We start from the raw sequence: 19,480 nt of genomic DNA, 5'->3' as shown, positions 1-19,480 counted from the left end.
CACTGCGTAACGGCCACTGGGAGAGGGGCGTACATGGGCTGGACGGTCCTCTACATCGCGTTCGGCGTCGTCGCGCTGTGGTTGCTCGGCGAGGTACTGCTGCAGTACAAGGCGCGTCTGCGCTGGCGACTGCTCGCCTTCGCGGGTTTCCTCGGCGTGGTGGTCGGCGTCATGATGCCGTCCGTCCTCGTGATCGGGGCGGGCGCGATCGCCTTCGCGGTCGGCCAGACCCTCGTCACGCTGTCCTTCCGCAGCGGCTTCGCGGCCGGCTGGGCGGTCCGGCGTCCCGACGGGGAGGCCGTGGAGCCCCGCGGCAGCAAGCGCCGCCGCGGCCGGGCCGACCGCCAGGAACCGGCGGAGGCCCCCGCCCCCGCCCCCCTCGACGACGAGCCGGCTCCCGGTCAGGACCCGTACGGCCGGGGCGGTCCCGACCCGGACGCCTACGACGACTACGACCGCGACGACGTCTTCTCGCCCGGCCGCCCCCCGGCCGCCGACCCCGCCGCCGTCTACGAGCCGCAGCCCATGCCCGACGACACCGGCAACTACGGCGTCTACGGCGACCCCGCCGCCGTCCCCTCGCAGGGGCAGCCCTACGACTACTCGGGCTACGGGCAGCAGGGCTACGGCTACGACGGCGCCCCCCAACAGGGCTACGCCGACTACTCCGACCCCTACATCGGCAGCCAGTCCTACACCGGCACCGGCTACGACCCCGGCTACGCCCAGCCCCAGCAGGAGTACGGCCAGCAGGGTTACGCCCAGGACCCGTACGCCGCCGGCGGCTACGGCCAGACCCCGCCCGGCGGTGTCTGGGTCCCGCAGCAGCGCACCGACGAGACCCACGGCGGCGAACTCCCGCAGGAGCAGCCGTATCCCTACCAGGGTCACGGCCAACAACAGCCGGGCGCCGGGTACGACGAGCAGTACCGCTACTGAGGCACGGCGCCGACCGGACCGCGGGACCGGGTGGGTACCCGCCCCGGGCCGGCTTCGGCCCCGGCCGGGGGCGGGCCGGGCGCCGCGGGCAGCCGGCCTCGCCGCCCGGTCACTGAGAGCCCCGGAAGTCCGGGCCCTCCACGATCAGGCCCGACACCAGGGCGCCCGACATGCCCGCGTGCGGCAGACCGCCGCCCGGGTGGGACCAGCCGCCGACGGCGAACAGACCCGGAATCCCTGTGGTGTTGGCCGGGTGCAGTGAGCCCCGCGGGGCGGCCAGCGCGGGCGGCGGGACCGCTCCGCCCGTCGCGCCCGTCTCCCGCGCGGTGTCCAGGGGGGTGCGCACCTCGCGCCACAGGGTCCGCTCCCGCAGCCGCGGGAGCGCGCGCTCGGCCGTGGCGATCATGCGCTCGGCGAACGCGTCCGCGACACCGGGCGCGCCCCAGTCGTACCGCGTCGCCGCCGGGACCGTCGCCGTCAGCACCACCGACTCGTGCGCGTCGTCCGGGCGCAGCGCCGGGTCGTCCGGCCGGTCGATACGGACCGTCGGCAGCGCGGGCGGCGTGCCGTGCCGGAACAGGTCCAGTTCGCCCTCGGCGTCGGCCGAGTGCACGACCGTGCGGTGCGCGGCGCCGGGCTCACGCGCGCCGCGCAGGGCCAGGCAGACCACCATCCGTCCCGGGAACCGGTCCTCGGGCTCCGGAGCGACCGCCCCCGGTCCGTACGCCGTCCCCTCCACCAGGCCGCCGAGGCGCCAGGGTTCGGCGCCGACCACGAAGTCCGCCTCGGCCTCGGTGCCCCCCTCCAGCTCGATCCCCGTGGCCCGGCCGTCCTTCAGCAGCACCCGCGTGATCCCGGCGCCGAAGACGAACTCCACCCGCCGCGCCAGGCACCGCTCGTACACCGCGCGCGCCAACTCCCTCATGCCGCCGCGCACATACCAGGTGCCGAAGGCGTGCTCCATGTACGGCAGCACGGCGGCGCTCGCCGGGGCGGTGGCCGGGTCGACGCCGTAGGCCAGCGCGTATCCCGCGAGCAGGGCCGCGAGGCGGGGGTCGCGCAGTTCCCAGGCGCCGACCTCGGCCAGGGTGCTCGCCCGCCGGGTGCGCAGCAGCCGCTTGTGCGGGACGGCCGGGTACGGCTCCTTCTCCGTCAGCACCTGCCAGTCGGGCCACAGGGGCTCCTCCAGCAGCGGCCGCCGGGTGCGGTCCCAGGCCTCGCGGGCCCGCACCAGGAAGTCCCCCCAGCGGCCGCCCGCGCCGCCGCCCAGTGCTTCGTCCAGCGCGGCGACGACACCCGCGCGCGAGGCGTTCGGCAGCGACACCTCGGTGCCGTCGGCGAACAGGTGCCGCGCGGACGGGTCGACCTGGACCAGTCCGACGCGGTCCTCCAGCGGCTCCTTGCCGGTCTTGACGAACAGGTCGCGGTAGACGGCGGGCAGCGTCAGCAGCCCCGGGCCGGTGTCGAAGCCGAACCCGTCCCGCTCGAACCGGCGCACCCCGCCGCCGTACGTGTCCGTGCGCTCGTACACCACCACCCGGTGGCCCGCGACGGCCAGCCGGGCGGCGGCCGCCATCGCGCCCATACCGGCGCCCATCACCACGATCCGTGCCATGTCCGCGACTCTAGCGACCACCACCGACAATCCGGTCGCCGGGAGGGGTCGTCGCAGCTCAGGGCACCCGCGAGGCCAAGTGGCGCTCCTCCCTGCGCCGGGCGCGGCGGCGCAGGAAGCGCCGGATGCGGGAGACCAGGAAGAACAGCGCGGCCAGCCCCGCGACCAGCAGCACCGCCGCGACGACCGCCGCGGCCCGCGGATGGAAGACCGCGAAGGAGACCACCGCGCCGACGCCCAGGTCCTCGCCGATGCTCAGCGCGATGTTGCTGAACGGTTCCGGCGAGGCGTTGACCGCCATCCGCGTACCGGCCTTGACCGAGTGGCTGGCCAGCGCCGTCGAACCGCCGATCAGCGCCGCCGCCACCTCCGAGGACGAGCCGCTGTGCCCGGCGAGCAGCGCCCCCACCCAGGCGCCCGCGGCCGGCCGGACCACCGTGTGCACGGAGTCCCATACGGAGTCGACGTAGGGCACCTTGTCGGCGGCCGCCTCGCACAGGAACAGCACGCCCGCGATGATCAGGACCTCCGGCCGCTGGAGGGCCTGGGGTACGTCGTCGCTCACCCCGGTCACGCCGAACAGGCCGAGCAGGAGCACCACCGCGTAGGCGTTGACGCCGCTGGCCCAGCCACTGGTGAAGACGAGGGGGAGTACGGACACGCAGGCGATCGTAGCGAGGCCCGGGGCCCTGCGCCTGGGCATGTGCGCGCACATCTGAGTACGCGTACCTAGGCGCCGGGTTGAGTAGGCGCACGGATGGGCCGGGAGGGGCCGGGACGGGAGAGTGGAGCACGGCAAGGGGGCGCGGCCCGGCACCGCCGGCACGGGGCGGCGGAACGGCGCCCGCCGCCTGGCCGCGACCCAGGGGGAGTACGGGGGAGAGTACGGGGGAACGCGAAGGCGCCGGTCCGGCAGTGGACCGGCGCCTTTCGCATGCCGCCCCGGGCGCGGACCGCGGGTGCCGGCCGGGCTCAGACCCTGCCGCTGACCCGGCCCTGGAGCAACCGGGACAGGGCCGCGTGGACGTCGTCCAGGGAGCGCTGCGGCTGGAAGGACTTCCAGTCGAGCGCGGCCACCAGCACCATGCCGACCAGCGCGGCGGCCGTCAGCTGGACGTCGATCTCCTCGCTGAACTCGCCCGCCGCCACGCCCTCGCGCAGCACGCCCTCGACCACGGCGACGGCCTCCTGGCGCACCACCATCAGCGTGGACTGCCAGGCGCGGTTGGTGCGCCACAGCTCGGCCACGTACAGCTGGGTGAAGGCCGGGTAGCGGTCGATGAAGACCAGGCCCGCCCGGATCATCGCGTCCAGGGCGTCCACCTTGCCGCCGCCCTCGTGCGCGGTCCGCTCCGCGGCCTCCTTCAGGGACGCGGTGAGCAGGCCGACCCCGTGCCGCAGCAGTTCCTCGAAGAGGACCGACTTGCTCGCGAAGTTGTAGTAGACGGTCCCCTTGGCCACCCCCGCCCGCTCGGCGATCTCGTCCACGGTGGTCGCGGAGAAGCCCTGCTCGGCGATGAGCGTGACGGCCGCCTCGTAGAGCTTCTGCCGGGTGGCCTCCCGGCGCGTGCTGCCGCCGGACCTGGCGCTGCTGCTTTCCATGGCACCGATTCTCACAGGTACGCGGGCCGGCCGGGCCCGACCGGGGCTCACAGGCTCAGCTCCGGATGCAGCCGGTCCAGTGTCCACACCTGCCGGCGCCGCGCCGCGAGCGCGGTCAGCGCGAGGGCGCCCGCGGTGAACGCGGCCAGCACCGCGCACGCCTGCCACACCGGCCCGAGCCCGCCGCCCGTGATCAGCCGGCGCAGCGCCGCCACGATGTAACTCATGGGCAGGAAGGGGTGGATGGCGTTGAAGAAGCCCGGACTCGTCTGCACCGGATAGGTGCCGCCCGCCGAGGTCAGCTGGAGCATCAGCAGTGCGAGGACCAGGATCCGGCCGGCCGCGCCGAAGCGGGCGTTGAGCCATTGCACGATCGCCGCGAAGCACGCGGTGACCAGGAACAGGAAGCCGATCGTGCCGGCCGCCCGCAGCATCTGAAGTCCGATCGCCCAGTGCAGGACGGCCATCAGCGCGCCCACTTGGAGCACGCCCACCGCGACCACCGGCAGCCAGCCCGCGAGCGCGATCCGCCACGCGGACGAACCCGCCGCCAGGGCACGCCGGTTGAGGGGCGCGATCAGCATGTAGGCCACCATCGCGCCCACCCACAGGGACAGCGGGATGAAGTAAGGGGCGAACCCGGTGCCGTAGTTGGGCGCCCTGTGCAGATCGTGGGCGGCCAGCCGGACCGGGTCGGCCATGACACCGGTGCGCCGGTCGCGGTCGTGCTTGTCGTAGTCGGGGATCTTCCCGGCGCCGTCGTGCAGCCCCCCGGCGAGCTTCCCGGAGCCGTCGGTGAGCCGGTAGAGGCCCCCGTCGAGGGTCCGGGCGCCGGTCTTGGCCGTACCGATGCCCGCGTCCAGGGTGGTGGCACCGGTGTCGGCGGTGGCCAGGCCGGTGTGCAGCTTCTTGGCACCCTTGGCGACCCGCTGCGCGCCGTCGTTCAGCTTGTCGATCTTCTTGACGGCGTCGCTGACGTCCTCCGAGAGGTGGGGCGCGCTCTTCTGGAGGGCGCGGGCCTGCTTCCTGAGGGTGCCCAGGTTGTCCCGCATGGTCGTCAGGTCGCCGTTCTGGTCGGCGATGAGGGTGTCGAGGTCGTCGGCGACGCCGGCCACGTCCTCGGCCGCCTGCCGCGCCTTCTTCAGCTGCGGGCAGAGCGGGTCGGGGACGGGGGCGGTCTCGCAGCGCGCCTTGTAGACGTCCGCCAGGACGGCGGCGGACAGATGCGCGCTCTTCGCGGCCTGCGGGGCGTGCTTCACCAGGACGTCGAGATTGTCCTGGACCGTCTTGGCCGAGTCGGCGACCAGGCCCGCGGTGTCCCCGATGGTCTTCTCGTTGTCCTTCAGGAAGGGGCCCGCCTCGGCGTAGACGCCGTCGACCTTGTCGGCGAGCGCCTGGGTGCCGTCGGCGACCTGCTGGGAGCCCTCCTGGAGGTCCCCGGAGCCCGTGTGCAGCTTCTTGATGCCCTTGGCGAGCTTCCCGCTGCCGCTCTTGGCGTCCGCGAGCCCGTCGGCGAGGTCCTTGGAGCCCTTCTCCGCCTTCCCCAGGCCGGTGTTCAACTTGTCCGCGCCCTTGGCGGCCGTGACCGTCTTGTCGTGGATGTCGGAGAACGAGATGAAGATCTTGTCCAGGAAGCTCCGGGACGCCTTGCTGGACGCGGCCGAGCGCACCTCGTTGAAGACGGTGCGGGAGATCTGGCCGACGATGTAGTTGTTCGCGTCGTTCGTGCGCACCCGGAGGGCGCCGGTCTCCGGGGAGCCGCCCGAACTGGAGGCGATGCGCTCGCTGAAGTCCGCCGGCATGGTAAGCGACAGGTAGTACGTGCCGTTCTCGACGCCCTCGCGGGCCTCCGTGTCGCTCACCTCGTGCCAGTCGAAGGTCCGGCTGTCGCGCAGTCCGGCCACGATGTCGTCGCCCGCGGTGATCTTCTCGCCGCCCGCCGTGGCGCCCTTGTCGTCGTTGACCAGTGCGACGGGGATGCGGTCGAGGCGGCCGTACGGGTCCCAGAAGGACCACAGGTACAGGGCGCCGTAGAGCAGGGGCAGCACGAGGAGGGCGACGAGGGCGGCGCGGGGGAGTCTCCCGCGTCCGAAACGGCGCAGTTCGAGGGCGGCGAGCCTAGGCGAGCGCATCGGCGTCCTCCTCGGCGTCGTCGCGGCTCGTGGTGTTCCCGCTCGCGGTGTCCCGGTGCGTGGACACGATGACGCAGTCCTCGGGGGCGGTGCGGCACACCGCGAGGACCGTCGTCCCCCCGCGCGCCAGGGACCGCAGCAGGTCCCACACCTCGGCGCGCTCGGCGTCCGACAGCTTCGTGTCGAGGTCGTCCACGCCCAGCAGCCGGGGCCGGCCGACGAGGGCCAGGGCGACGGACAGGCGCAGTTCCTGTACCCGCCCCAGGTCGCGCACCGCCGTACGCGAGCCCTTGGGCAGGGTCTCCAGGTCGAGCCCGGCGGCGGCGAGCGCCGCGTCCACGCGCAGCCGCGCCTCGTGCGAGCGCCCGGCCCTCGGGTGCAGCAGTTCGCGCAGCGAGTCGCCGAACCGGTGCTGGAGCAGGGCGCGTTCGCGCAGGTGCTCCCCGGCGGTCAGGGCGGGCTCCAGGTCCGTCACCCCGGCCACGCCGGCGAGCGCGCTGATGCGGCGCACGGCCGCCATGTGCCGGGGGAGTGTGGACCCGCCGACGGTGGCTACCCCTCGGTGGGCCTCATCCGTCCGGTGAGCGTGAGCAGCAGACACGTCCGGCCGGAGCCGGACGGTCCCTCGATGGCGATCAGCGAGCCGGGCTCCGCGTCCAGGGACACGCCGCGAAAGGCCCACCCCCGCGGTCCCCTGAGCCCGAGGCCCTCGGCCGTGACGTGCGCGCCGTCCACAAGCCCCCCTGCGGTCGTATTTTGCACTGACTGGTCAGTTCAAAAATATGCCGAACCTTCGACCGAGGCAAAAGCCCAGGTCGGAACGGATTGTCAGTGGCATACCTCACGATGGGCACATACGGCACCCGTGCCGTCACCCAGACGACAGGAGGTTCGTCATGGCCCACTCGTCCGCAGCCGCCGCACCTCGGCGCCGCGCCCTCGGCCCTGCCCCCTCACTGACCGGCGCCGCACCGGCACCGGCGGGCCCCGCCCCGTCCCCGGCCGGCGCCGCCCCCGCGCGCACCGGCGCCGCTTCCTCCTCGACCGGCCGCGCCCCCTCGCCGACCGGTGCCGCCCTCTCCTCGACCGGCCCGGCGAGCGATGTGCACCCCGTGCTCCGGCGGGCCACGGCCCCGCCCGCCGCCCTCGGCCTGCTCGCCCAGGCCCACGCCGGGCTGGCGGAGGCCGCCACCCTGGAAGCGCCGAACGAGCGGTATGCGACGGCCCACCTCGCCGCCCTGCGCACCGCCGCCGCCGTGCTCGCCGCCCGCGGCCGCCCCGAGACCTCCCCGCGCCGCCGCGCGCGGATCCGCAGCGCCTGGGAGGTGCTGCCCGAGATCGCCCCCGAACTGACCGAGTGGAGCGCGCTCTTCGCCTCCGGCGCCGCCCGCCGCGCCCGCGCCGAGGCCGGCATCCGGGGTGCAGCGAGCCGACGGGACGCCGACGACCTGATACGGGACGTGGCGATGTTCCTGCGCCTCGTGGAGCGGATGCTCGTCCTCCAGCCGGTCCTGCCCCGGCCCCGCCGGGACGCCGGCGACCCGGGCGGCGCGGGGGCCCGCGGTGACCTACCGGATGCGGTCTGAGCACGGGTGGTGCGGTCGGCGTCCGCCGAGCGAGACGGACACCGCCGCGACCCCCGCGATGACCAGGCGGAGCGCCGGAGGCAATAGGGTGGAGACGACTGGAAGACGTCCATCCCCCGAGGAGCCAACTGCCGTGTCGGACCCGATGCGCCCGCCCGTCTCCCCTCACCAGCCGCATACGGCGTCGCTGCGCTCCGACCGCTCCGGCACCCGCGCCTCGCTGCGTACCGCCGTGGTCTCGGAGGTCCTCCAGGACGCCCTCGACCGGCGGGTCAAGGCGACGGGACGGGACGCGCTGGACGTCCTCGACACCGGAGGCGGCAGCGGCAACTTCGCCGTGCCCCTCGCCCGCCTCGGCCACCGTGTGACCGTGGTCGACCCCAGCCCGAACGCGCTGTTCGCGCTGGAGCGCCGCGCCGCCGAGGCGGGCGTCGCCGACCGGGTCAGCGGCGTCCAGGGCGACGCCCACGGCCTGTTCGACGTGGTCGAGCGCGGCGGCTACGACGCGGTGCTGTGCCACGGTGTCCTGGAGTACGTGGACGACCCGGCCGAGGGCCTGCGCAACGCGGTCGCGGCCCTGCGGCCCGAAGGCGTCCTCAGCCTGCTGGCCGCGGGGCTCGGCGGCGCGGTGTTCGCCCGCGCCCTCGCCGGTCACTTCACCGAGGCGCGGCAGGCCCTGGAGGACCCCGAGGGCCGCTGGGGCCCCGGCGACCCGATGCCGCGCCGCTTCACCGCCGACCAGCTGACCGCGCTGGTCGAGGGCGCGGGCCTGCGGGTCGGCGCGGTGCACGGCGTGCGGGTCTTCGCCGACCTCGTGCCCGGCGTCCTGGTGGACACCGAACCCGCCGCGCTGGACGCGCTGCTGCGCCTGGAGGCGGCGGCGGCCGAGCTGCCCGCGTTCCACTCCGTGGCCACCCAGCTGCACGTGCTCGGCGAGACGCCGGGCGCCGCCGAGGTCTGAGGACGGGGCCGACCGCCGCTGATCAGGGCATCGGCGGCGGATGGAGTACAACACAAGACCCCCGATCGTGGGGTTTGCGCCGTATGATCGAGGTACACCACCCGGCATGACGGGTCGGCCGCCGGGGAATGGAAGCATCGGCGAGTCGGGACGGCCATGACGGGACCCCGGTTGGTCAGTTGGCGTAGAGGGGCGGGTTTCACGGGGGCGATTCCCTGCCTATCCTGAAGGGACCCCCCGGGTCGCCCCGGCGACCGCACGATGAGGAGGACTCCGTGCCGCTCTCGGAGCACGAGCAGCGCATGCTCGAGCAGATGGAGCGAGCGCTGTACGCCGAAGATCCCAAGTTCGCGTCAGCGCTTGAGGGAAGCGGGCTGCGTACGTACACCCGGCGGCGGGTCTACCAGGCGGTCGCGGGCTTCCTCGTCGGTATCGCGCTCCTCATGGCCGGAATGGTCGCCCAGCTGATCTGGGTCAGCGTCGTCGGATTCCTCGTCATGCTCGGGTGCGCGGTGCTCGCCGTCACCGGCTGGCGCAAGGCACCCAAGCCGGGGGAGCGACCCGCGGGCGCCGTACGGCGCCCGCTGAGGCCCAAGCGGTCCATGATGGACCGGATCGAGGACCGGTGGCAGAGACGCCGTGACGAACAGGGGCGATAGCGCTCCGCTGGTTCGGCCGAGTTTTCCCGAGGGGTGACCACCGGTACAGGGTGGTCACCCCTCAGGCGTTGGCTCACGGTACTGCCGCCTGCCGCCTGCCGCCTGCCGCCTGCCGCCTGCCGCCTGCCGCACGCCGTCCCATGCCCGCCGTCCCATGCCCGCCGTCCCCGGCTCCCGCGCCGACCGGTCGCGCGGTTTCCCGCGGGCCTTCGGGAGCCCGCGGGGGCCGTCGGCCTCCATGGCGCGACGGCACCCGTCGAGGTCAGCGTTCCGAGGTGCGCGGTCGTAGGGACGTGGCCCGGGTGCGCAGCGCCGACCAGTGGGACGAGGCCGTCCACAGGACGCGCACGGCGGAGCGGGGAAGGAAGCGTGCTCTGAAGCGGGCCCGGCGGGTCGCGGTGTCGTGGAGGGCGCCCGTGACCTGGCGTACGTCGTCGGCCACGCCCGCGGCGGGACGAGGACGGGGCGCGTACAGGACCTGTTCGAGGGCGTCGGCGACGCGGTGGACCGCGGCGCCGGCCGCCGGGTCGAGGCGGCCCAGACGGATGATCCGGCCGGCCGCGCCGCGCGGCGTCAGCGAGTCGTCCGGCAGGATGCCCAGGTCCCACGCGCTGTCGGTCAGCTCCTGCCACGCGGCCAGTGTGTGCGCCGCCGCCCCCTCCTCGGTGCGGGCGTGCCCGCCGAGCCGTAGCGACCGCACCCGGGCCCGCCACAGCAGCGGCGCGAGCGGAACGGCCAGCACCACCAGCGCGGCCAGACCCGTCAGCGCCAACCACCACGGGCCCGGACCGCTGCCGTCCCCGGCGGGGACCGCCGCCGCCGACGGCGCGTCGCACGCCCCCTGCCCGTTCGTGCAGTCCTCGCCGGCCGACGCGGCGGCCGACGGCTCCGCGCTGCCGTGCTTGGACGGCAGCGACTGGTCCGGCTGCGAGGTCCCGGGCGAGACCGACCGGGTGTACGACGGCACCACGCCCCGCGTCGGCGTCGGCTCGAAACGCGTCCAGCCCACGCCCTGGAAGTACAGCTCGGGCCAGGCGTGCGCGTCCTTCAGGCTCACCGTCACGGAGCCGTCCGTCTGCGGGGTGCCGGGCGCGAAGCCCACCGCGACCCGGGACGGGATGCCGAGGGTGCGGGCCATCGCCGCCATCGCGAAGGAGAAGTGGACGCAGAACCCCTGCTTCTTCCGCAGGAAGTTGGCGATGGCGCCGGGCCCGCTGCCGACCGCCACCTGCGTGTCGTACTGGAAGCCGCCGTCGACGGAGAACCAGTCCTGGAGCCTGACGGCCTCCTCGTAGTGGTTCCTCGCGCCCGCCGTGACCTCCCGGGCGGTCTGCGCCACCACCTTCGGCAGGGTGGCCGGCACCGTGGTGTACTCGCGCCGCAGCGCGGCCGGCGGCTGGGGCGCGGACGCCAGCTGCTGTGCGGTCGGCCGCACGTCCAGGCTGGTCACCTGGTACGTCTTGCCGCGCGTGGTCTCGCCGTGGTCGCCCACCAGCGTCATGCCGACCGGCTCGTACCGCCAGCTGCCGCCGATCCGCACCTTGCTCGGCGGATACGGCATGGGCAGCCAGTCCTGGGCGTACCAGTCCGCCGCCCTGACCGTGGTCCGCGTGGTGTCCCGGCGGACGTCCGGGTTCAGCCCGGCCGGTGCCGGGAACGTGTCCGGCACGCCCACGATGTGCCGCTGGGCCGGCTTCCAGGTGGTGCCGTCGAAGTCGTCCAGGGAGACGATCCGCAGGTACAGGTCGGAGATGTCGGGGTTGCTGGTGCGCACGGTCAGTACCGTGCGGTCGTCCGTGGTGTTCAGGCTGTCGCGCAGCGAGACCAGCGGGTTGACCGCGGAGATGGTGCCGCCGCGCCCGGGGCCCGCGCCCGGCCCGGTGCCGTCCTCGGCCAGCAGGCCGCCCCGCATCGAGGGCAGCACGAGCGGCACCAGCAGGGCGACCCCGAGGGCGACCGCGCCGATCCGGCGCCCGGTGCGCACCGGGGCGACCGCGCCGCCGTCCTGAGCGCCGCCCTGGGCGCGAGGCACCGCGCCGAAGACACGGCCCCACTGGGCGAGCCGGTCCCGGCCCTCGGCGAGCAGCAGCATCAGGTAGCCGCCCGCCGCCACGAGGAACCACAGCCAGTCGGGGCCGCCATGGGACAGTCCGGCGGCCACCGAGTACAGCGCGAGCAGCGGCAGCCCGGCGGGGGCGGCGCTGCGGAAGGTCACCGCGAGGGTGTCCACCAGCAGGCCGATCAGCAGGGCACCGCCGATCAGCATCAGCCGGATGCCGTCGGTGAGCGGTGCCGGTATCGCGTACTGGCTCACGTCCTGCGCGCCCTGGCGCAGCAGCTCCGCGAAGTACGGGAAGGTGTCCGGGCCGGGGATCAGCCCGGCGATCGCGTGCCCGCGGGCGAAGACCAGGGTGAGCAGCAGCAGCGTGGTCACCGCCTGCGCCACCACGGTCAGCGGCCGTCCGAGCGGCACCCGCCGCGCCACCGCTCCCACGCCGGACTGCACCACCACCAGCGGCACCAGCTCCAGCAGCCAGGACGGCCCGTTCACCAGCGGCAGCAGCGCGCACGACGCCATCAGCGTGGCCGCCGCCGCGCACAAAGCCAGCCTCGCCTGCCCGCTCATGCCCGCGCCTCCCCCGTCACGGAGGCCAGGCCCGACCGCTGCCGGTCCGCCTGGCGCCACAGTTCGTCGAGGGCGGCCCCGCGGGGCACGCTCAAGGCCGTCCAGCCCGCGTCGCGCAGCAGGTCGAGCCGGTCCGGGCGCGGGTCGTCGGGACGTGGCGGCTCGGACGGGTCGCGGGTCCAGGCGGCCGGGTCCAGGACGAAGGCGACGGCGCCGCCGCTGCGGCGGCTCATGCCGGCGACCGTGGTGGCCTGCTCCTCGTCCAGGTCGCCGAGGAAGGCGATGAGCAGCCCCTCGTCGCCGCCGCGCAGCGCGTCGAAGGCCCGGGACAGGTCCTCGCCGCCGGAGTGGTCGACGACCGCGAGGGTGTCCAGGAGCAGCCCGGCGGCGTCCGCGCCCTCCTGGCCGCCGCCCGCGAAGCCGTCGGCGCTGTCGCCGGGCACCGCGCTGCCGGTGTCGGTCAGGAGCCGTACCGAGAAGCCGCGTTCGAGCATGTGCACCAGTGCGGAGGCGGCGCCGGAGACGGCCCATTCGAAGGCCGAGTCGGGGCCCGCTCCCTCGTAGGCGCCGCCGCGGGTGTCCAGCAGCACCGTGCAGCGGGCGCGCCGGGGCTGTTCCTCGCGCCGCACCATCAGCTCGCCGTAGCGCGCGGTGGAGCGCCAGTGCACGCGGCGCAGATCGTCGCCGTACCGGTAGCCGCGCGGGATCACGTCGTCCTCGCCCGCCAGGGCCAGGGCGCGCTGCCGTCCGTCGCCGTAGCCCTTGGCCTCGCCGCCGAACCGGGCCGGTGCCAGCGGGGTCACCCGGGGGATGACGGTGAGGGTGTCGCAGACCGCGAAGGAGCGGGAGAGTTCGCACATGCCGAAGGGGTCGGTGAGCCGCAGCTGGAGCGGGCCGAGCGGATAACGGCCGCGCAGGTCCGAGCGGACCCGGTAGGAGACCTCGCGGCGGCCGCCCGGCTCCACCCGGTCCAGCACGAACCGGGGCCGGGGCCCGAGCACGTACGGCACCCGGTCCTGGAGCATCAGCAGCCCGGTGGGCAGCCGGGAGACGTTGTCCATCCGCAGCCGGACCCGGGCCTCGCCGCCGGCCGGGACGCGCGTGGGGGAGAGCGTCCGGGTGCCGGAGACCTGGTGACGGGTCCGGTAGAGCACCGTCGCGCAGATCAGCGGCAGCGCGGCCAGCAGCAGGCCGACCCGCAGCAGTTCGCTCTGGCCCAGCACGTAGGCGCAGATCGCGGCGGCGATCCCGGCCGCCAGGAAGGAGCGGCCGCGGGTGGTCAGACCGGCGAGCGCGGTGCGGATCCCGCCCGCCTCCCGGCGCTCGGCCGCCGCCCGCTCCGTCCCCCCGTCGCTCATCACAGACTCCGCGGAGGCTGCTGGGGATAGGCCGGGACGCCGCGGCCCACGCCGTCGAGTCCGCCGCGCGGACCCGGGGCCGCGGGCACCGGGGTGCGCTGGAGGATCTCCTGCACCACCTGCTCCGCGCTGCGGCGGTTGAGCTGGGCCTGGGCGGTGGGCAGCAGCCGGTGCGCGAGGACGGCCACGGCGAGTTCCCGGACGTCGTCCGGCAGCGCGTACTCCCGGCCGGCCAGGGCCGCGGACGCCTTGGCCGCGCGCAGCAGGTGCAGCGTGGCGCGCGGCGAGGCGCCGAGTCTGAGGTCCGGGTGGACGCGGGTGGCGGCGACCAGCTCCACCGCGTACCGCCGCACCGGTTCGGCGACGTGCACCCCGCGCACCGCCTCGACCAGCTTCACGATCTCGTGCGCGTGCGCCACCGGCTGGAGGTCGTCCAGCGGGTTCGCCCCGCCGTGCACGTCCAGCATCTGCAGCTCGGCCGCCACGCTCGGGTAGCCGACGGAGACGCGGGCCATGAAGCGGTCGCGCTGGGCCTCGGGCAGCGGGTAGGTGCCCTCCATCTCGACCGGGTTCTGGGTGGCCACCACCATGAAGGGACTGGGCAGTGCGTAGGTCTGCCCGTCGATGGTGACCTGGCGCTCCTCCATGGACTCCAGCAGTGCCGACTGGGTCTTGGGCGAGGCGCGGTTGATCTCGTCGCCGATCACGATCTGCGCGAAGACCGCGCCCGGCTTGAACTCGAAGTCCCGGCGCTGCTGGTCCCAGATGGAGACGCCGGTGATGTCCGAGGGCAGCAGGTCGGGCGTGAACTGGATGCGCCGCACCGAGCAGTCGATGGACCGCGCCAGCGCCTTGGCCAGCATCGTCTTGCCCACGCCGGGCACGTCCTCGATCAGCAGATGGCCCTCGGCGAGCAGCACGGTCAGCGCGAGCCGTACGACCTCGGGCTTGCCCTCGATCACGCCCTCCACCGAACCGCGCACGCGCTCCACCGTGGCGCTCAGATCGCTGAGGTTCTCTCGACCGTCATAGGTCGTCACCCGGCCCTCCTCGGCCCGTTCCAGAGCCGGCACGCGTGATCGCGGCCGGCCCACCCCGAAACACGGACACCACGCGGAAATGGTTCCGCGTGATGTCCCACACCGCATTCTTGCTGCCGTTACCGATTCGTGTCAGCGCCTGTGGACAACTGCCCGCACGATGTCGGTCGTACGGCCCTTTCGACCACGCTTTCGATACGTTTCGGTGTGGAATGCGAGGGGGCGGAAGCCGGCCGGGGAGGGCCCGGAGCGGCCTCGGTGGCCTGGGGAGCGCCGGTCAGGCCGGGTCGACCTCGCGCAGCGCGCCGGTGCGCACGTCGAAGACGAAGCCGCGCACGTCGTCGGTGTGCAGCAGGAACGGCGAGGTGCGTACCCGCTGCATCGACTGCCGTACGTCCTGGTCGACGTCCCGGAACGCCTCCACCGGCCACGGCGGGCGCTGGCCGACCTCCATCTCCAGGTCGTGCCGGAACTCCTCGGTGATCGTCTCCATGCCGCAGCCCGTGTGGTGGATGAGCACGACACTGCGGGTGCCCAGCGCCCGCTGGCTGATGGTCAGGGAGCGGATCACGTCATCGGTGACCACGCCGCCCGCGTTGCGGATGGTGTGGCAGTCGCCCAGGTCCAGGCCGAGGGCGGCGTGCAGGTCGAGACGGGCGTCCATGCAGGCCACCACGGCGACCTTGAGGACCGGACGGGCGTCCATGCCGGGATCGGTGAATTCGGCGGCATACCGACCGTTGGCCTCCACCAGGCGGTCGGTCACTGTGGCGCTGCCGCTTATGGCGCCTTCGGATCCAGTGGGAACTGCTGCGGAAGTCGTCATACTCATGACGTTACTGGTCACCTGCCGACGCAGCCTGCTGTGAGAGCGGACAAAGAACGTCATCGTGGCTTGTTGTGAGCTACCCCATACGGACGGCAAACCTGGACCAGGGGGGTGAATCCGTTCGAAAGGCGGCGCCCGTCGGGAGGCGCTGCGCGACGCGCAGGCCGGTTGATTGACCGCGCGACACCGTGGACTAAAGTGACGCGAAGCGGGAGGCGTGGCTCTCCCTGCTGGTGAAACCCCTGGAGACCCGGCACCCGCCCGACCGTCTCCCCGCGTGCGCGGCGCGTACGTACGGCTCGGCCTCCTTCCGCTCCCGGTCGGCTGACGCTTCCGGCGCCGGCCGCCCCCCTGTTCACGAGCCGGCGGGGCCAGCGGTGCGCACGGCGCCTCGCCGGAATGAGAGGCCCCCTTGAGCCAGAGTCGACACGTCCCGGTGATGCTCCAGCGGTGCCTGGACCTGCTGGCGCCCGCCCTGGAGCGCCCGGGAGCGGTGGTCGTCGACTGCACCCTCGGCCTCGGCGGCCACAGCGAGGCGCTGCTGACCCGGTTCCCCGAGGCCCGGCTGATCGGCCTCGACCGGGACAAGGAGGCGCTGCGCCTGTCCGGGGAGCGCCTCGCGCCCTTCGGCGAGCGGGCCACCCTGGTGCACGCCGTCTACGACGAGCTGCCCGACGTCCTGGAGCGGCTGCGCGTCCCGCGCGTCCAGGGCGTCCTGTTCGACCTCGGGGTCTCCTCCATGCAGCTGGACGAGGCCGACCGCGGCTTCGCCTACGCCCAGGACGCGCCGCTCGACATGCGCATGGACCAGACGACCGGCATCAGCGCCGCCGAGGTCCTCAACACCTACCCGGCCGGTGAACTCGTGCGCATCCTGCGCGCCTACGGCGAGGAGAAGCAGGCCAAGCGGATCGTCGGGGCGATCGTGCGCGAGCGCGAGAAGGAGCCGTTCAGCAACAGCGCCCGGCTCGTCGAGGTCATCCGCGACGCCCTCCCGCAGGCCGCCAAGCGCACCGGCGGCAACCCGGCCAAGCGCACCTTCCAGGCGCTGCGCATCGAGGTCAACGGCGAACTGTCCGTCCTGGAGCGGGCGATCCCGGCCGCCGTGAAGGCCGTGGCCGTCGGCGGGCGGATCGCCGTGCTGTCGTACCACTCGCTGGAGGACCGGCTGGTCAAACAGGTGTTCGCGGCCGGGGCCGCCAACACCGCGCCGCCCGGACTGCCGGTGGTGCCCGAGCGCTACCAGCCGCGACTCAAGCTGCTCACCCGCGGTGCCGAACTTCCCACCGAGGAAGAGGTCGCGGAGAACCGCCGGGCCGCCCCGGCCAGGCTGCGGGGCGCCGAGCGCATCAGGGAGGACGCCGAGTGAGCCAGACGGGTGGGTTGGTCTGCGGGACTCACTGGGGGAGCGGTGCCTAGGAAACCCGAACTGACGGGGAGGGCCGCCCGGCTCGCCCGGCTCTTCCCAGCGGGCCGCGCCAAGGCGGCCCGCACCCCGTTCGTGCTCCTCGTCGTCCTGCTCCTCGGCGGCGGCCTCATCGGGTTGTTGGTCCTGAACTCCGCACTGAGCGAGGGCTCCTTCGAACTCGCCGATCTGCAGAAGCAGACCAAGAACCTCACCGACGAGGAACAGGCCCTCCAACGGGACATCGACGCCTACTCGTCCCCCGACGCACTCCAGCGCCGGGCCCGTGACCTCGGGATGGTCCCCGGCGGCGACCCCGCCTTCCTTGACCCGAACGGCACGGTCAAGGGCGTACCCGGCGCCGCCACGCCCGAGGCGGCCGCCCTCGACGGCCTCCCCGCCCCCGAGTCACTGACCCTGACCCCGCCACCCGGGCTCCCGGCCACCCCCACCCCGGCGAGGGAGTCAGCGAGCGCGGCCCCGCGGCCGGGCGCGCCCCAGCCCGGCGCCGCCACGCCCACGGCCCCGGCCCCCGCCGCGACCACGCGGAACACACCCACGCACACCACCCCCCAGTCCGCTCCCACCCCGACCCCCGGCAGGTGACGGAAGTGTCCGACAGGGAACCCCCGCGCCGCCGCGTGCCCCGGCCCGCGAAGCCGTCGCGGCCGCAGGGTGCCGTGCGCAGGCAGCCAGGGCCCGGCGCGCGCCCGGCCCGGCGCCCGAGCGCGGCCCGGGTGCCCGCCCAGCGCCCGCTGCGGCTCGGCAGCCCCCGGCCCCGGCTGCGCCTGGTCGGCCTCGCCCTCGGCCTGGTGCTGCTCACCTTCGTGGTGCGGCTGCTCCAGGTGCAGGTCGTGGAGGCCGGCGCGTACGCCGCGAAGGCCGAGGTGAACCGGTACGTCGTCCACACGCTGGCCGCCGAGCGCGGCGGGATCACCGACCGCAACGGGGTGGCCCTCGCCATCAGCGAGGACGCCTACGACATCACGGCCGACCCGACGATGTTCGGCGCCAAGCAGCTGAAGATCGACGACGGTCCCGAACGGGCCGCCGCGCTGCTCGCGCCGATCCTCGGCCAGGACCAGGCCGCGCTGGTGAAGAAGCTGCGGCCGGCGGACAGGAACTCCCGCTACGCCCGGCTCGCCACCCGGCAGACCCCCCAGGTCTGGAAGCAGATCAAGGACCTGAAGTCGGCCCTGGCCCAGAAGCCCGGCACGGCCAACGTCCTCGCCGGCGTCTTCGCCGACCCCAGCAGCCAGCGCGTGTACCCCAACGGCGACCTCGCCGCCGGGATACTGGGCTGGGTGAACGCCGACGGCCAGGGCGGCGGCGGCATCGAGCAGATGCTGGAGAAGCAGCTCGCCGGGAGGAACGGCAAGATCCGCTACGCCCAGTCCGGCGGCCGCGAGGTGCCCACCGCGGGCTCCGCCGAGACGCCCGCCGTGCCCGGCTCCGACGTCGAGCTGACCATCGACCGCGACATCCAGTGGGCCGCGCAGAACGCGATCACCGAGCAGGTGAAGAAGTCCAAGGCGGACCGCGGCTACGTCATCGTCCAGGACACGCGCACCGGCCAGATCCTGGCCATGGCCGACGCGCCGGGGTTCGATCCCAACGACCTCTCCAAGGCCGACCCGGACGCGCTCGGCAACGCGGCCCTCCAGGACGCCTACGAGCCCGGCTCCACCGCCAAGGTGATGTCCATGGCCGCCGTCCTCCAGGAGAACGCGGCGACCCCGCTCACCCATGTCGTCGTGCCCAACCGGCTGCACCGCGGCGACCGGCTCTTCCAGGACGACGTCGACCACGCCACCTGGGACCTCACGCTCAACGGCGTGCTCGCCAAGTCCAGCAACATCGGCACCATCCTCGCCGCCGGCCAGCTCGGCAAGACCCAGCCGCAGGCCAACAAGGTCCTCTACTCCTACCTGCGCAAGTTCGGCATCGGCAGCTACACCGGGCTGCACTTCCCCGGCGAGACCCCGGGCATCCTCGCGCCGCCGCAGAAGTGGTCCACCTCGCAGCAGTACACCATTCCCTTCGGCCAGGGCTTCTCCATCAACGCCCTCCAGGCCGCCTCCGTGTACTCGACCATCGCCAACGGCGGCGTCCGGATCCAGCCGACCCTGATCCGCGGCACCAAGGGCCCCGACGGACGGTTCGTCCCCGCGCCGAAGCCCGAGCAGACGAGGGTCGTCAGCGCGAAGACCGCCAAGTCGGTCGCCGAGATGCTGGAGTCGGTGGTCGACGACGAACAGGGCACCGGCATCTCCGCGCGCATTCCCGGCTACAACGTCGCCGGCAAGACAGGCACCGCCAACCGAGTGGATCCGGCCACCGGCAGGTACCGCGGCTACACCTCGTCCTTCGCCGGTTTCGCCCCCGCGGACAAGCCCCGCATCACGGTCTACTGCGCCATCCAGAACGCCACCTCCGGTGGCTACTTCGGCGGCCAGATCTGCGGGCCCATCTACAAGAAGGTCATGGAGTTCGCCCTGAAGACCCTCCAGGTCCCGCCCACCGGCGCGCCGCCCGCCGACCTGCCGGTCGCCTACAAGCCCTGACCAGCGTCGAGAGCACAGGATTCAGCCAGTGACAACGATCACCCCGGGACCCGGGAACCGAAGCGGCCCCCAGCCCTCGCCCGCCCGTCTGCCACCAGCGCAGCCCTTGCCGGACCCCGCTGCGCGCGGGCCCCTTTTTAGCTCCGAGGGTGGTGCGCCCGGTA

At 74.0% G+C, this 19,480-nt stretch carries 15 protein-coding genes and 1 pseudogene; 7 read left to right on the top strand and 9 right to left on the bottom strand.

What is annotated here, in order from left to right; translation table 11 throughout:
* Positions 1-33: 33 nt before the first annotated feature.
* The gene (locus QSK45_RS05950) at positions 34-939 is read left to right on the top strand and encodes an SCO2102 family sporulation regulator (protein WP_285553945.1); all 906 of its coding nucleotides are present in this window, start codon (positions 34-36) and stop codon (positions 937-939) included.
* Positions 940-1,048: 109 nt separating this feature from the next.
* Here the strand turns inward: QSK45_RS05950 and QSK45_RS05945 are convergent, their stop codons facing one another.
* The 5 genes and pseudogenes from QSK45_RS05945 to QSK45_RS05925 form a co-directional block, all read right to left on the bottom strand.
* Positions 1,049-2,554, bottom strand: a complete 1,506-nt coding sequence (locus QSK45_RS05945; RefSeq protein WP_285553943.1) for a phytoene desaturase family protein — start codon at positions 2,552-2,554, stop codon at positions 1,049-1,051.
* A gap of 58 nt (positions 2,555-2,612) precedes the next feature.
* Entirely contained in the window at positions 2,613-3,215 is a 603-nt protein-coding gene (locus tag QSK45_RS05940; protein ID WP_285553940.1) for a DUF4126 domain-containing protein, read from the bottom strand.
* Positions 3,216-3,526: 311 nt separating this feature from the next.
* A complete protein-coding gene (locus QSK45_RS05935) occupies positions 3,527-4,156 on the bottom strand; it encodes a TetR/AcrR family transcriptional regulator (protein WP_285553938.1) in 630 nt (209 codons plus the stop codon).
* A 47-nt stretch (positions 4,157-4,203) separates the two neighbouring features.
* Positions 4,204-6,288 (bottom strand): YhgE/Pip domain-containing protein, encoded by a 2,085-nt coding sequence (locus tag QSK45_RS05930; protein ID WP_285553935.1) that lies wholly within the window; start codon positions 6,286-6,288, stop codon positions 4,204-4,206.
* Positions 6,275-7,023: pseudogene (locus QSK45_RS05925) on the bottom strand (ATP-binding cassette domain-containing protein). The gene QSK45_RS05930 and the pseudogene QSK45_RS05925 overlap by 14 nt, the downstream one beginning before the upstream one ends.
* A gap of 161 nt (positions 7,024-7,184) precedes the next feature.
* On the opposite strand from QSK45_RS05925, the gene QSK45_RS05920 reads away from it, so the two are divergent.
* The 3 genes from QSK45_RS05920 (at position 7,185) to QSK45_RS05910 (ending at position 9,494) form a co-directional block, all read left to right on the top strand.
* Positions 7,185-7,874: an SAV_6107 family HEPN domain-containing protein gene (locus QSK45_RS05920; protein WP_285553933.1), complete on the top strand. Its 690-nt coding sequence runs from the start codon at positions 7,185-7,187 to the stop codon at positions 7,872-7,874.
* A 133-nt stretch (positions 7,875-8,007) separates the two neighbouring features.
* Positions 8,008-8,835, top strand: a complete 828-nt coding sequence (locus QSK45_RS05915; RefSeq protein ID WP_285553931.1) for a class I SAM-dependent methyltransferase — start codon at positions 8,008-8,010, stop codon at positions 8,833-8,835.
* Positions 8,836-9,110: 275 nt separating this feature from the next.
* Positions 9,111-9,494, top strand: coding sequence for an SCO2097 family morphological protein (locus QSK45_RS05910; RefSeq protein ID WP_285553929.1), 384 nt, complete (start codon positions 9,111-9,113; stop codon positions 9,492-9,494).
* A 262-nt stretch (positions 9,495-9,756) separates the two neighbouring features.
* On the opposite strand, the gene QSK45_RS05905 is transcribed toward QSK45_RS05910, so the two are convergent.
* The 4 genes from QSK45_RS05905 to QSK45_RS05890 all read right to left on the bottom strand — a co-directional run bounded on the left by QSK45_RS05905 (position 9,757) and on the right by QSK45_RS05890 (position 15,344).
* Positions 9,757-12,120, bottom strand: a complete 2,364-nt coding sequence (locus QSK45_RS05905) for a transglutaminase TgpA family protein (RefSeq protein WP_285553927.1) — start codon at positions 12,118-12,120, stop codon at positions 9,757-9,759.
* Complete coding sequence (locus QSK45_RS05900) at positions 12,117-13,478, bottom strand: DUF58 domain-containing protein (RefSeq protein ID WP_285553925.1); 1,362 nt, start codon at positions 13,476-13,478, stop codon at positions 12,117-12,119. Before QSK45_RS05900 ends, QSK45_RS05905 begins: the two co-directional genes overlap by 4 nt.
* Positions 13,478-14,518 carry an AAA family ATPase gene (locus QSK45_RS05895; RefSeq protein ID WP_285553923.1) on the bottom strand — a complete coding sequence of 347 codons (1,041 nt, stop codon included), beginning with the start codon at positions 14,516-14,518 and terminating at the stop codon, positions 13,478-13,480. Before QSK45_RS05895 ends, QSK45_RS05900 begins: the two co-directional genes overlap by 1 nt.
* A gap of 277 nt (positions 14,519-14,795) precedes the next feature.
* Positions 14,796-15,344, bottom strand: a complete 549-nt coding sequence (locus tag QSK45_RS05890; RefSeq protein ID WP_285553922.1) for a beta-class carbonic anhydrase — start codon at positions 15,342-15,344, stop codon at positions 14,796-14,798.
* Between the two features lie 415 nt (positions 15,345-15,759).
* Between QSK45_RS05890 and rsmH the strand changes: the two genes are divergently transcribed.
* From rsmH to QSK45_RS05875, 3 genes are read left to right on the top strand one after another with little or no spacing between them, the layout of a single operon-like run.
* Entirely contained in the window at positions 15,760-16,716 is a 957-nt protein-coding gene (gene rsmH, locus QSK45_RS05885) for a 16S rRNA (cytosine(1402)-N(4))-methyltransferase RsmH (protein WP_285553920.1), read from the top strand.
* A gap of 42 nt (positions 16,717-16,758) precedes the next feature.
* Positions 16,759-17,358 (top strand): cell division protein FtsL, encoded by a 600-nt coding sequence (ftsL, locus tag QSK45_RS05880; RefSeq protein ID WP_285553918.1) that lies wholly within the window; start codon positions 16,759-16,761, stop codon positions 17,356-17,358.
* A 5-nt stretch (positions 17,359-17,363) separates the two neighbouring features.
* Positions 17,364-19,316 (top strand): peptidoglycan D,D-transpeptidase FtsI family protein, encoded by a 1,953-nt coding sequence (locus QSK45_RS05875; protein ID WP_285553915.1) that lies wholly within the window; start codon positions 17,364-17,366, stop codon positions 19,314-19,316.
* Positions 19,317-19,480: the final 164 nt, after the last annotated feature.

It is taken from the genome of Streptomyces hygroscopicus subsp. hygroscopicus (assembly GCF_030269125.1).
GTDB lineage: Bacteria > Actinomycetota > Actinomycetes > Streptomycetales > Streptomycetaceae > Streptomyces > Streptomyces hygroscopicus_C.
This window is presented reverse-complemented; position numbering and strand designations above follow the sequence as displayed.

What these genes read in the sequence shown, in the direction of transcription:
- QSK45_RS05945 (WP_285553943.1), bottom strand. Translation starts at nt 2,554, where the DNA reads ATGGCACGGATCGTGGTGATGGGCGCCGGTATGGGCGCGATGGCGGCC.
- QSK45_RS05905 (WP_285553927.1), bottom strand. Translation starts at nt 12,120, where the DNA reads ATGAGCGGGCAGGCGAGGCTGGCTTTGTGCGCGGCGGCGGCCACGCTG.
- QSK45_RS05950 (WP_285553945.1), top strand. Translation starts at nt 34, where the DNA reads ATGGGCTGGACGGTCCTCTACATCGCGTTCGGCGTCGTCGCGCTGTGG.
- QSK45_RS05920 (WP_285553933.1), top strand. Translation starts at nt 7,185, where the DNA reads ATGGCCCACTCGTCCGCAGCCGCCGCACCTCGGCGCCGCGCCCTCGGC.
- QSK45_RS05930 (WP_285553935.1), bottom strand. Translation starts at nt 6,288, where the DNA reads ATGCGCTCGCCTAGGCTCGCCGCCCTCGAACTGCGCCGTTTCGGACGC.
- QSK45_RS05900 (WP_285553925.1), bottom strand. Translation starts at nt 13,478, where the DNA reads ATGAGCGACGGGGGGACGGAGCGGGCGGCGGCCGAGCGCCGGGAGGCG.
- QSK45_RS05890 (WP_285553922.1), bottom strand. Translation starts at nt 15,344, where the DNA reads ATGACGACTTCCGCAGCAGTTCCCACTGGATCCGAAGGCGCCATAAGC.
- QSK45_RS05935 (WP_285553938.1), bottom strand. Translation starts at nt 4,156, where the DNA reads ATGGAAAGCAGCAGCGCCAGGTCCGGCGGCAGCACGCGCCGGGAGGCC.